The organism is Polaromonas sp. P3_B4, from assembly GCF_056402835.1.
In genome coordinates this window covers 1,117,594-1,129,106 of the sequence record NZ_JBFUGQ010000001.1, presented here as the reverse complement: position 1 = coordinate 1,129,106, position 11,513 = coordinate 1,117,594, and the positions used below count along the sequence as shown (strand labels likewise).

13 protein-coding genes are annotated in these 11,513 nt (G+C 62.4%); 11 read left to right on the top strand and 2 right to left on the bottom strand.

Features of this window, described 5'->3' with window-relative positions:
* The first annotated feature begins 55 nt into the window (after positions 1 to 55).
* The 6 genes from AC1DVV_RS05520 to AC1DVV_RS05495 all read left to right on the top strand — a co-directional run bounded on the left by AC1DVV_RS05520 (position 56) and on the right by AC1DVV_RS05495 (position 3,563).
* On the top strand, positions 56 to 622 hold the full coding sequence (locus AC1DVV_RS05520) for an RNA polymerase sigma factor (protein ID WP_457279761.1): 567 nt from the start codon (positions 56 to 58) through the stop codon (positions 620 to 622).
* A complete protein-coding gene (locus AC1DVV_RS05515; protein ID WP_477689060.1) occupies positions 619 to 1,065 on the top strand; it encodes a DUF3619 family protein in 447 nt (148 codons plus the stop codon). The genes AC1DVV_RS05520 and AC1DVV_RS05515 overlap by 4 nt, the downstream gene beginning before the upstream one ends.
* Positions 1,066 to 1,112: 47 nt before the next feature.
* A complete protein-coding gene (locus AC1DVV_RS05510) occupies positions 1,113 to 1,790 on the top strand; it encodes a DUF3106 domain-containing protein (protein WP_477667261.1) in 678 nt (225 codons plus the stop codon).
* A 73-nt stretch (positions 1,791 to 1,863) separates the two neighbouring features.
* Positions 1,864 to 2,421 carry an RDD family protein gene (locus tag AC1DVV_RS05505; RefSeq protein WP_457278609.1) on the top strand — a complete coding sequence of 186 codons (558 nt, stop codon included), beginning with the start codon at positions 1,864 to 1,866 and terminating at the stop codon, positions 2,419 to 2,421.
* Positions 2,422 to 2,457: 36 nt separating this feature from the next.
* Positions 2,458 to 2,934: a diacylglycerol kinase gene (locus tag AC1DVV_RS05500; protein ID WP_457278610.1), complete on the top strand. Its 477-nt coding sequence runs from the start codon at positions 2,458 to 2,460 to the stop codon at positions 2,932 to 2,934.
* Entirely contained in the window at positions 2,931 to 3,563 is a 633-nt protein-coding gene (locus AC1DVV_RS05495; RefSeq protein ID WP_477667260.1) for an LOG family protein, read from the top strand. Before AC1DVV_RS05500 ends, AC1DVV_RS05495 begins: the two co-directional genes overlap by 4 nt.
* A 143-nt stretch (positions 3,564 to 3,706) precedes the next feature.
* On the opposite strand, the gene AC1DVV_RS05490 is transcribed toward AC1DVV_RS05495, so the two are convergent.
* Positions 3,707 to 4,045: a P-II family nitrogen regulator gene (locus tag AC1DVV_RS05490; protein ID WP_007869659.1), complete on the bottom strand. Its 339-nt coding sequence runs from the start codon at positions 4,043 to 4,045 to the stop codon at positions 3,707 to 3,709.
* 168 nt (positions 4,046 to 4,213) lie between these two features.
* Positions 4,214 to 5,902 (bottom strand): NAD+ synthase, encoded by a 1,689-nt coding sequence (locus AC1DVV_RS05485; protein WP_477689058.1) that lies wholly within the window; start codon positions 5,900 to 5,902, stop codon positions 4,214 to 4,216.
* 24 nt (positions 5,903 to 5,926) lie between these two features.
* Between AC1DVV_RS05485 and AC1DVV_RS05480 the strand changes: the two genes are divergently transcribed.
* The 5 genes from AC1DVV_RS05480 to AC1DVV_RS05460 all read left to right on the top strand — a co-directional run bounded on the left by AC1DVV_RS05480 (position 5,927) and on the right by AC1DVV_RS05460 (position 11,472).
* Positions 5,927 to 7,261: a GNAT family N-acetyltransferase gene (locus AC1DVV_RS05480; protein ID WP_477702409.1), complete on the top strand. Its 1,335-nt coding sequence runs from the start codon at positions 5,927 to 5,929 to the stop codon at positions 7,259 to 7,261.
* Positions 7,262 to 7,462: 201 nt separating this feature from the next.
* On the top strand, positions 7,463 to 7,795 hold the full coding sequence (locus AC1DVV_RS05475; protein WP_457278614.1) for a hypothetical protein: 333 nt from the start codon (positions 7,463 to 7,465) through the stop codon (positions 7,793 to 7,795).
* 238 nt (positions 7,796 to 8,033) lie between these two features.
* The gene (locus AC1DVV_RS05470) at positions 8,034 to 8,819 is read left to right on the top strand and encodes a hypothetical protein (protein ID WP_477689056.1); all 786 of its coding nucleotides are present in this window, start codon (positions 8,034 to 8,036) and stop codon (positions 8,817 to 8,819) included.
* 110 nt (positions 8,820 to 8,929) lie between these two features.
* Positions 8,930 to 10,549, top strand: coding sequence for a wax ester/triacylglycerol synthase family O-acyltransferase (locus AC1DVV_RS05465; RefSeq protein ID WP_477702410.1), 1,620 nt, complete (start codon positions 8,930 to 8,932; stop codon positions 10,547 to 10,549).
* An 83-nt stretch (positions 10,550 to 10,632) separates the two neighbouring features.
* Complete coding sequence (locus AC1DVV_RS05460; protein WP_477702417.1) at positions 10,633 to 11,472, top strand: alpha/beta hydrolase; 840 nt, start codon at positions 10,633 to 10,635, stop codon at positions 11,470 to 11,472.
* The last annotated feature ends 41 nt before the right edge of the window (positions 11,473 to 11,513 follow it).

The window sequence follows — 11,513 nt, the reverse complement described above, 5'->3', positions numbered from 1 at the left end:
AGTACCCGCAGACCACCACCCTGTGCAGCGCTGGACGAACCGGAACCCCACACCGTTGGCAACTGAACAAGAACTCTCGGATTTCCTGAAAAGCGTTGAAAAACGGGCTTTCAAGCGCAGCATCTACCACGTGCGGGATGAAGAAGCGGCCCTTGACATCGTTCAGGACAGCATGATGAAGCTGGCCCAGCACTACGGCGACAAGCCTGCGGCCGAGCTACCCATGCTGTTCCAGCGCATCCTGGCCAACACCACGCTGGACTGGTTCCGCCGCCGCAAGACCCGGAACGCGCTTTTCTCCAACATGAGCGACTTTGAATCGCAGGGAGAAGACGGAGATTTCGATCTTCTGGAAACTTTAGAGAGCCTTACCAACTCAGAGGGTACAGAGAGCGCCCAGGATGCTACTGAGCGGGCGCAAATATTGCATGAGATCGAACTGCAGGTAAAGGAATTGCCGGGCCGTCAACGGGAAGCCTTTCTGATGCGTTACTGGGAGGAAATGGATGTCGCTGAAACAGCAGCCGCCATGGGCTGTTCGGAGGGCAGTGTCAAAACACATTGTTCCCGTGCAGTTCACGCCCTCAGCAAAGCCCTGAGTGCCAAAGGTATAAAACTATGACTAACTCACTACAAAAAAGAGCCGAAATCCTGCAGGACCGCTTTGGCCTGAAGACCGCGTCCTACCTGTCCGCAGGAGCTGCAGACCTGCCTTACGACATTTCCGAGCGCCTGCGCGCCGCACGCGCCCAAGCTGTTTCAAAACGTAAAGCCGCCAAAACACAAACCGCCACCAGCGTCGTCGGCGTTGGCACAAGTGCCGCCCTGTCATGGGGATCTGATGACGGCCTGAGCTGGTGGGCACGGATTGGTTCGGTCCTTCCCCTTGTTGCACTGGTTGTCGGCCTGCTGGCCATCAATTCGATCCAGAACGATAACCGCGCCCAGGAACTGGCAGAAGTCGATGTGGCGTTGCTTACGGACGAACTCCCGCCCGCTGCTTTTGCCGATCCGGGTTTTGTCCAGTACCTCAAAACCACACGCCAAGTCCCCACGGCCCAATGATCCCGCGCGCAATCTCCCGACGCGCCCCATCGGTCGATGGCCGCTCAATGCGGTTGAGGCTGCAATGGCTGTCGTTCGGGCTTGTGACGGCTACCCTGCTGGCCTGGCCCATTCTGGGCCTTGCACAGGCGCCTAAACCCGTAGCCCCAGCCAGCGCAGCTGTGAAGCCGCCTGCCGTTCCTGCCAAGCCCGTCGTGGCCAAACCGACCTGGGCCGAACTCACGCCCATGCAGCAGCAGGCGCTCAAACCGCTGGCTTCAAGCTGGGATACCGTCAGCGAGGCGCAAAAGCGCAAATGGCTGGAAATCTCCAAAAATTACCCCTCACTCGCACCGGAAGGGCAGGCTAACCTGCACAGCCGCATGAATGAATGGGTCACCTTGAGCCCCCAGCAGCGTGCGCAAGCCCGGCTGAACTTCGGCAAGACCAAGGAACTCTCCAAGCAGCTCACGCCTGAAGAGAAAAAAGCCAAGTGGGAGACCTACCAGGCCCTCAGCCCCGAAGAAAAGCAGAAGCTGGCCGCCAAGGCCAGTCCAAAGCCTACCGGAGCGGCAACAGCGGTGAAACCAGTGGCGCCGCAAAAGCTGGCGCCCGTGACACCGCATCCGGTCAAGGCAGCCAGCAAACCTGGCCCTAAAATCACTGCTTTGCAACCTGCCTCAGCTGCTACGCCCGCCGCGCCGTCCGCAAGCGGTGCCGCAACAAGCGCTACGCCCCAACGCTAAACGCTACCCGCAGCGGCTGGGCTTGGCCCATGCCTGCTGCCGTTCACTGTGGCCAACCTTTATCGCGACATCTTTGACAGTCACAGACACCCTCCCCATTCCGTCCATTCCCCGCCGCATGGCCTGCTGGATGTACGAAGGCATGCTGATGTTCGGCGTGGTTTTTCTGGCCGGTTACCTTTTCAGCACATTGAGCCAGACCCGAAATGCCCTGGACAATCGCCATGCCCTGCAGGCGTTCGTGTTTGTGATTTTCGGTATTTATTTCGTCTGGTTCTGGGCCAAAGGTCAGACCCTGGCCATGAAAACCTGGAACATCCGCGTAGTCGACGTCAACGGTGAACCCGTCACCCAGAAACGCGCCCTGCTGCGTTATGCGCTGAGCTGGCTCTGGTTTCTGCCACCCCTGGCCGTGAGCTGGGCAATGGCGCTGCCAGGACGGGAAGGCGCTGTACTGACGCTGGGATGGGTCGCCATCTGGGCCATCCTGGCGCGCTTTCATCCGCAAAAACAGTTTTGGCACGACGCCTGGGCAGGCACGCGGCTCATCACCTGGGTCGCACCCGAAAAACCCGGGCGCAAGGCCAAAAACAAGGCCGGTATCGCCAGTACTGCGCCCCATCAGCCCTAACATCAATGTGCCATAAAGCTGCGCGACAATGGCACCATGTCAGAACAAGTTCCGTTTCCCATGTCTGTGCCAGCGCCGCCATCTGATGCTGATGTCGCTCCTGCTGGCGCCACCTCCCGAGTGGGCTCCAATGAGCCCGTCAACCCCCAAAAACACCGCAAGGGCCTGAGCCGCGTCTGGCACGCCACGGGCTATTCCGTTGCCGGCCTGCGCGCAGGCTGGCACGAAACCGCTTTTCGCCAGGAAGCGATCGCATCGATTGTGCTGATCCCCGCCGCTTTCTGGCTGGGCCGCAGTTGGGTCGAAACGGTGCTCCTGGCCGGCACGGTCATCCTCATCATGATCGTGGAACTTCTCAACACGGGCATTGAAACCGCCATCGACCGCATCGGCCCCGAATGGCATGACCTTTCCAAGCGCGCGAAGGACATGGGCAGCGCCGCCGTCCTGCTCAGCCTGCTGTTGTGCGCCGGTACATGGGCCCTGGCGCTGTTCCAGCGATTTGCCGCATGAATGCAAGCATCAACAAAGTGACCGATATCTCCAAACCCGCCTCCAAACCTGCTTTTTCCATCTGCGTTTATTGCGGATCCCGTCCCGGCAACCAGCCCGAATTCGCCGCCATTGCCGCCTTCGTCGGCACCTGGATAGGCAAGCGCGGCGGGCAACTGGTCTACGGCGGCGGCCGCAACGGCCTGATGGGCATCATGGCCGACGCTGCGCTGGCGGCCGGCGGGCGTGTTGTGGGAATCATCCCCAAGGCACTGGTAGAGAAAGAATGGGCCCACACCGGATGCACCGAGCTGCACATCGTGGAAAACATGCATGAGCGCAAATACCTGATGGCCGAGCATGCCGATGCGTTCCTGGCATTGCCTGGCGGCATCGGTACGCTGGAGGAGTTTTTTGAGGTATGGACCTGGCGCCAGCTTGGCTACCACGACAAACCGGTCGGCCTGCTCAACATGAACGGCTACTACGACGCCCTGCTGGCGTTCCTGGCCTCTTCGGTGAAAACCGGCTTCATGAATGACTGGCTGATGGACCTGATCCGCACCAGCAGCGACGCGGAATCACTGCTTGAAACGCTGGTACAGGCAGCCGGCATGACGCCAGGCAACACCCGCCTCGACCAAATCTGAGAACACCCCCGGGGTCCCCTCCCCATACCAGCCGGGGCCGCGGGACTGGCTTCGCCAGACCGCAGGCGCAGCGGCCCCCTCGGGGGGCAGGAAGCTACACGCAGTGAGCGACCGTGGGGGCCTATTTAAGCGTGGGGGCCTATCTAGACCGCCGCTTCGTCTTCTTCCCCGGTGCGGATGCGCACCACCCGCTCGACGCTGGTGATGAAAATCTTGCCGTCGCCGATCTTGCCGGTGCGCGCAGCACGCACGATGGCATCCACGCAGCGTTCCACGTCTTCGGTTTTCACCACGACTTCGACCTTGACCTTCGGCAGAAAATCGACGACATACTCGGCGCCACGGTACAGCTCGGTGTGGCCCTTCTGGCGGCCAAAACCCTTGACTTCAGTGACGGTCAGGCCGGTAACACCGCATTCGGCCAAGGCCTCGCGGACTTCTTCGAGTTTGAAGGGCTTGAGGACGGCGGTAATTTGTTTCACTGAATATCTCCATTCGTTCTAAATATCGTCAAAAAGGCATTTAGCGGCGTACGACGTGCAAGTGACTTCACCAGCAGGGGCCGCGGGACTGGCTTTGCCAGACCGCAGGCGCAGCGGCCCCCTCGGGGGGCAGCGCATTACACGAAGTGAAAAGCGTGGGGGCCCTATTCACTGCCGAAATTTGCTGGTAATAGGATAGCGCCAATCCTTGCCAAAGCTCCTGTGGGTGACCCTGATACCCACGGGCGCCTGGCGGCGTTTGTACTCGTTGATCCTGATCAGCTGGGCCACGCGCACGACCAGCGCGCGGTCAAACCCGGCAGCGGCGATGGCGTCCACGCCCTGATCGTTCTCCATGTAGCGCTCCAGGATGGCGTCCAGCACCTCGTAGGGCGGCAGGCTGTCCTGGTCGGTCTGGTCGGGCCGCAGCTCGGCGCTGGGCGGCCGCGTGATGATGCGCTCGGGAATCGGGTTGCTGCCCGTGCCGTACGGGTCGTTTTCGTTGCGCCAGCGCGCCAGGCGAAACACCGTGGTCTTCAGCAGGTCCTTGATGACCGCAAAGCCGCCGGCCATGTCGCCGTAGAGCGTGCAATAACCGGTCGCCATTTCGCTTTTGTTGCCGGTGGTCAGCACGATGGAGCCGAACTTGTTCGACAGCGCCATCAAAAACACGCCGCGGATACGCGCCTGGATGTTTTCCTCGGTGGTGTCTTCCTTCAGACCCTTGAACTCACCAGCCAGCGACGCCTTGAAGGCTTCGAACTCCGGCACGATGGAAATCTCGTCGTAGCGCACCTTCACGCGCTCAGCCATTTCGCGCGCATCAATCCAGGAGATGTCTGCCGTATAGGGCGAAGGCATCATCACCGCGCGCACCTTGTCGGCGCCCAGCGCATCCACCGCGATCGCCAAGACCAGGGCCGAATCAATGCCGCCCGACAGCCCCAGGATGGCACCGGGAAAACCGTTTTTACCGAGGTAGTCGCGCACGCCCAGCACCAGCGCGTCCCACAAGTCCGCCTCGTGGCTGCGTTCAGGCACCGTGCTTGCTATTAATTTAATAGCTGCTTGCGCTCGTCCCGCCTGAATTACAAACAGATTTTCCTTGAAACTTTCAGCCCTTCCGGCCAGGGCGCCATCGGCCTGCAGCGCAAAAGACGCCCCTTCAAAAACGATTTCGTCCTGCCCCCCCACCAGGTGCGCATAAATCAGCGGCAACCCGGTGGCTTGGGCCCGGACCTGCATCATCTGCTCACGTTCGCCGCCTTTGCCGACGTGAAACGGCGAGGCATTGATGACCGCCAGCAGTTCGGCACCCGCTTCCCTGGCCAGGCGTGCCGGCTCTTCAAACCAGGCGTCTTCGCAAATCAGCAGCCCGACGCTGACGGCGTCATCACCTTCCCCGGCCTGGAAGACGCAAGTGCCCTGCCCCGGCGTGAAATAGCGGCGTTCGTCAAACACCTGGTAATTCGGCAGTTCGCGCTTGGCATAGGTGTCGACGACGCGGCCCTCGCGCAGCACCCTGGCCGCATTGTGGCGCTGCTGCACTTCCACACTTTTGGTGCGCAGGCCCTTGCCGTTGTCGCCGTGGGTGGGCGTGCCCACCACCACTGTCAGGCCTTTTAACCCGGCCAGCTCGCGGGCCACCAGATTCACGGCATCATCACAGGCCTGGATGAACGATGGGCGCAAGAACAGGTCTTCTGCCGCATAGCCGCAAATGGCCAGCTCGGGCGTCAGCAGCAGCCGGGCACCGCCCTCATAGGCCGTGCGGGCAGCGTCGATGATCTTTTGCGCATTACCCGGCATATCGCCGACGCAATAGTTCAATTGGGCAACGCAGATTTTGAGTGGCATGTTGAAGTAGAACCCCGAAAACACGTGAAAAAGAACTCAAACGATTATGTCATTCGCGTGCTGAATTCACCGCTGGAGGTGAATGCGGCCGAGTGGAACGCCCTGCTGGCGGCGCAGAGCCCGGGCGAGCCCGCGAACCCGTTCATGCGCCACGAATACCTGGCCGCGCTGCACGAAAGCGGCAGCGCCACACCCGAAACCGGATGGACGCCGCGCTTTGTCACCCTCTGGCAGGGCAAGGCACTGGCAGGCGCCTGCGCGCTTTACCTCAAGGAGCATTCCTACGGCGAATACGTGTTCGACCACGCCTGGGCCAATGCCTACCAGCAGCACGGGCTTGAGTACTACCCCAAGGCATTGGTCGCCGTGCCGTTCACCCCCGTACCCGGCGCCCGCCTGCTGGCCCGCACAGCCGACGAACGCAGCCTGCTGATCAAGGCCCTGGTGGCCTGGTGCACCGAGGAAAACCTTTCGTCCCTGCACCTGCTATTTACCGCCGACGAAGATGTCACGGCCTGTGAAGATGCCGGGCTGATGCTGCGTCATACGGTGCAGTTCCACTGGACCGATAACAGTGCCCCCACGCTCGGCACTGGCGTGTCCTCGCTGCCCCCCGAGGGGGCTGTTCCGCCTAAGGGCGGCCTGTCGGCGGAACGTTCCTTGCCGCCCCGGGGATTCCGCGACTTCGACGACTTCCTGGCGTCGCTCAGCCAGGAAAAACGCAAAAAGATCCGCCAGGAGCGCCGCAAGGTCGCCGAGGCGGGCATCACGTTCCGCTGGTCACTGGGCAAAGACATCAGCAACGCCGACTGGGACTTTTTCTACCGCTGCTACGAGCGTACCTATTACGAGCACGGCAACGCGCCTTACCTGAGCCGCGACTTCTTCCAGCGCATGCAGGACACCATGCCGGAGAACTGGCTGCTGTTTGTGGCCGAGCACAACGCCGACGGCCAGCGCCAGCCCATCGCGACAAGCCTGATCGCCGTCAGCGCCCGCCCTGAAGGAGATCATGGCGAGGAAAGCGCCGAAAACCAGTCGCTGGTTGCTTACGGCCGCTACTGGGGCGCCCTTGCCCGTGTCGACTGCCTGCACTTTGAAGCCTGCTACTACCAGCCGCTGCAATGGTGCATCGAACACGGCTACCAGCGCTTTGAAGGCGGCGCGCAGGGCGAGCACAAAATGGCCCGCGCCCTGCTGCCCGTCAAAACCACCAGCGCCCACTGGCTGGCGCATCCCTCGTTTGCCGACGCGGTAGAGCGTTTCCTGGAGCGCGAAGGCGCCGGCATCGACAACTACATGCAAGACCTGGAGCGCCGCAGCCCTTTCAGGCAAGCTGCGCCACGCACTTCGGCTTGAGCACTGGCTTGCATTAGCCGCAGGCGCTACGTTTTTCATAGCTGCTTGCGCTCGCCCCTATTGGGCTTCAGGGACTTTTTTCATAAATCTTCTGTGCAAAGCACGCACTGGCCGCGCTCTCCCCCTTACCTGCAACCCCGTCATACCTGTCATCACACGGGCAATCTTTATTTGCTATAAAGCCCGTTCAAAGGAATTTCCATGAGCAACAAAAACCGCGCCAACGAACGTACGTACACCGTCAACCTCGTCGAATGCCCAACCCTGACCGCCGACGAGCGCGCAGCGGCCGAACTGCGTTTTCGCATGGCACTTGAATTCGCCTTGGGCGGCCCCGAATATGTACTGCCTTCGCTTCAGGCCTACATGCTGACGCAAACGCTGCACGAAGGCCTGCCGCTGGAGAACGCCTCAGAGGCGGAAGAACAGGTCATCGCGCTCTGGCAACACGCCGAGACCGACGCGATCCTGGCAGCGATGCGGCCGCTGGGCGACAACCTGGACAACGCGCGCTTCGAGATCCTCCCGCTTTGACCCCCTGGGCCGCTTGGCCGGCGGCCCGCTTCGCAGGGCAACCACCGCCGCCTGCGGTGAACGCGGAAACGCCGTAACGCTATCGTATTGATAGCTGCTTGCGCCCGCCAGTATTGCGCCAACGGTTCATTTCCCTTAAGCCACAGCTTGATTTAAGCTCTGTCTTTCACGCCTGTTTTCGAACGGTTTTCAAGGCGCCGGCGGCCACCTTGCCGCCGGCTCAAACCGCTATTTCCCCATGAATGCTCTCGTGACTGCTACACCCGAAAACCCCGAAACGCAGACTGCCGACCCTGCGCCCCTGCTGGGCCGTCCGCATGCCCGGCGCCTGCGCGAGGTCTACCGCTCCGCCGGCTGGCCCTGCCAGGACCTGCTGGAGATCGAACTGCTGGCCACCGGCATGCTGCAGCGCGTGGCCGGCCCTGCAGGCCACGAAACCCTGCGCGTGACCGATGCCGGCGTGGCCTACCTGGCCACCGTGCTCGTGCGCAACCGCTCGGCGCTTTCAAAGCACGAGGCACTGGTCGAACAGGTGGCCTGCGAAATGGTGCGTGCCGGCCGCATCACCTGGCGCGGCCTGGGTTTGCGTGCCCAGCTGCCGCCCGAAGAAGAAGGCGGCAAGGCTCGCTGGTGCATCGCCCGGCCCGACGTGTTTTCCATCCGCAACACCACCGTGCAGGAATATGTCGAACCGATCGTGCACGAGATCAAGGTGCACCGCTCCGACCTGCTGGGCGACCTGCGCCGCCCCGAAAAACGCGCCGCCTACCTCGACCTGGGCGGCGAGTGCTGGTATGTGCTCGGTTGCGACGCCAAGGGCCGGCCGATCGGCGATGCCAGCGAGGTGCCGCTGGAATGCGGTGTGATGGTGCTGGACAACGCGCGCCTGGCCGTTGCCAGGGCCGCGCCGCGGCGCACGCGCCAGCAGCTGCCGCTGGGCGTATGGATGGCGCTGGCCAAGGCGACGCCGGTAGCCGGGCTCAACGACGACGAACAGGGAATGCTCGGCGACTGCGAAGCTTGAACGCAATCACGGCCGCGCGCTGAGCTTGGCGTGACAGCGGCGGCTACGGCAAACCCTAGTGCCGCAACCCGTCCTGCTCGGTTAATGTCTCCCTCACGGAGACAACAACAATGAAATCCCTCACCGGCCTGGACGCGACCTTTCTTTACCTTGAAACCCCCGAGATGCCCATGCATGTGGGCTCGCTCAACCTGTGCGAACTGCCGCAGGGCTTCAAGGGCAGCTTTCACAAGGCGGTCAAAGCGCACATCGCCAAACGCATGCACCTGGCGCCGGTATTCAGCCGCAAGCTGGTGTTCATGCCGCTGGATCTGGGCCACCCGCTGTGGGTGGATGCCGACGAGGTGGATATCGACTTTCACATCCGCCGCGCGGACTCCGCCAAAAAACGGGCGACGCCCATGACGCTGGCCGAGGTGCACAAGCTGTGCGCGCAACTGCACAGCGAGGTCATTGACCGCAATTTCCCGCTCTGGGAGTTTTATATTTTTGACCGCATCCAGCTGCCCGCATCGCAAGGCGGCAAGGTGGTGGCGGGGTTTTTCTCGAAGATTCACCATGCGGCGCTGGACGGCAAGGGCGGCGTGATGCTGGCCAATGCCCTGCTCGACTTCAGCCCGGTACCGCGCGAGGTGCCACCGCCCGACCCTGCCCGCCGCCGCAAAACCGAGGCCGACCTGAAGCTGGGCAAGATGATCGGTTCGGTGTTTTCGAGTTCGCTGGGCCAATTGGCCAAGCTCGCCAAGGCACTGCCGTCCGCGGCCAGCACTTTTGGCAGCACGCTGGCAAAACAATCCACCACCAGTTCGGCCACGGGCATCAAGCCCAAAATGCCGATGAAGCTGGCGCCACAAACACCATTCAATACCGGCATCACCACGGATCGTGTCTTTGTGACGGCCACCCTGCCGCTGGCTGAATGCAAGGCCATGGGCAAGGCGGTGGGCGGCTCATTCAATGACGTGGTGTTGTGGATCTGCTCAACAGCGCTGCGCAGCTACCTCACGCAGCACCACAGCCTGCCGAAAAAATCGCTGGTGGCGGCCATGCCGGTGTCACTGCGCGAAGCCGGCGCCACCGACGCCAGCAACCTGGGCAACCAGGTGAGCATGAGCCTGGTGGAGCTGGGCACGCAGCTGGCGCACCCGCTCAAGCGCATGAACGCCATCATGGCATCGACCGCCAAGGTAAAAACATCGATGCAAAGCCTGAAGGGCCTGCTGCCGACCGACTACCCTTCGCTGCTGGCGCCGTGGCTGGTGGGCGGCGCGGCCAAAATGGCGCTGAACGCCTACGGCAAAAGCGGCATCGCCAGCCGCCTGCCCATGGTAGCCAACCTGGCGATTTCCAACGTGCCGGGCCCGCCGGTGCCGCTGTACCTGGCCGGCGCGAAGTTCCTGACCTTCCACCCGCTGTCCATCGTCATGCATGGGCTGGCGCTCAACATCACCATCCAGACTTACGCCGGCCATGTGGATTTCGGCATCGTTGCCGACAAGAAGGCGCTGCCGCATGCGAAGGATTTGGCGAAAGCAATCGAGGAGGCCTTCACTCAGGCCCAAGCCTTGATGGTGAGCACGGCGCCTGTTGCACCCGCCGCCACGGCGCCCGCGCCGAAAAAGGGGGCAAAAAAGGTCTCAGTTAAAACCGCAGTGAAGGCCGCCCCGGTAAAAACCCGCAAAGCCGCTGTCACGAACGCGACGAAAACCACGGCGAAGCGTCCACGTTAGAGAGACCTCTCTCTGTAAAAAACCGTAAGCGCCTCCATACTCTTTGAGTCGGAACTCCAACAAGACAATCAATGCTTCAAGCCATGGCAAGCCCGTCATCCAGGCGAAATCCGTCTTCATCCTCCCCTCAAGATCAAGCAGAAACGTCCCCGCACGATGTTCCGCCCAGCGCGTGGTTGCTGGCGCTTGAGTTGCGTGCATTCTGGGAATTCGGCGCATTGCTTCCCGCCTGGCCCTTGCTGGCCCGCGCGCCACGTGGCGACGGCCATGCGGTGATGGTGTTTCCGGGCCTGTCGGCCAATGACGCCACCACGGTGCCGCTGCGCCAATACCTGCAGTCGCTCAATTACAGGCCCTGGGGCTGGGAACAGGGCTTTAACTTCGGCCCGCGCGCCGGCGTGCTGGAAGAAGCCCGCGACAGCCTCGCCCGCACCTTCGACGCCACAGGCCGCAAGGTCAGCCTGATCGGCTGGAGCCTGGGCGGCGTGTATGCGCGCGAACTGGCCAAGGAGCTGCCGCACATGGTGCGCGGCGTGATCACGCTGGGCACGCCCTTCGCGGGCTCGCACAAGGCCACCAACGCCTGGCGCATCTATGAACTCACCAGCGGCCGCAACGTCGAGCGCGAATCCGAAAGCTACGATCTGCCGGCCGCCCCGCCTGTGCCGACCACCAGCATTTATTCGCGCAGCGACGGCGTGGTCGCCTGGCAGGCCAGCATCCAGGCAGCCAGTGCCACCCATCCGCAGACCGAAAACGTCGAAGTGCTGGCCAGCCATATCGGCATGGGCGTGAACCCCAGCGCCTGGTGGGCCGTGGCCGACCGCCTGGCACAGCCGGAAGGCCAATGGAAGCCGTTTTCGCGCGAGGACAAGGGCAAGCTGCACGGCCTGGTGTTCCCGGACCCTGCGCGAAAAGCGTAAGGCTTCAACGTGGCGCCGGGCGGCGGCGCACACCGTCCCAC

Coding starts and splice junctions, on each gene's coding strand:
- AC1DVV_RS05515 (WP_477689060.1), top strand. CDS start 619: ATGACTAACTCACTACAAAAAAGAGCCGAAATCCTGCAGGACCGCTTT.
- AC1DVV_RS05510 (WP_477667261.1), top strand. CDS start 1,113: ATGCGGTTGAGGCTGCAATGGCTGTCGTTCGGGCTTGTGACGGCTACC.
- AC1DVV_RS05500 (WP_457278610.1), top strand. CDS start 2,458: ATGTCAGAACAAGTTCCGTTTCCCATGTCTGTGCCAGCGCCGCCATCT.
- AC1DVV_RS05495 (WP_477667260.1), top strand. CDS start 2,931: ATGAATGCAAGCATCAACAAAGTGACCGATATCTCCAAACCCGCCTCC.
- AC1DVV_RS05485 (WP_477689058.1), bottom strand. CDS start 5,902: ATGCCACTCAAAATCTGCGTTGCCCAATTGAACTATTGCGTCGGCGAT.
- AC1DVV_RS05475 (WP_457278614.1), top strand. CDS start 7,463: ATGAGCAACAAAAACCGCGCCAACGAACGTACGTACACCGTCAACCTC.
- AC1DVV_RS05470 (WP_477689056.1), top strand. CDS start 8,034: ATGAATGCTCTCGTGACTGCTACACCCGAAAACCCCGAAACGCAGACT.
- AC1DVV_RS05465 (WP_477702410.1), top strand. CDS start 8,930: ATGAAATCCCTCACCGGCCTGGACGCGACCTTTCTTTACCTTGAAACC.
- AC1DVV_RS05460 (WP_477702417.1), top strand. CDS start 10,633: ATGGCAAGCCCGTCATCCAGGCGAAATCCGTCTTCATCCTCCCCTCAA.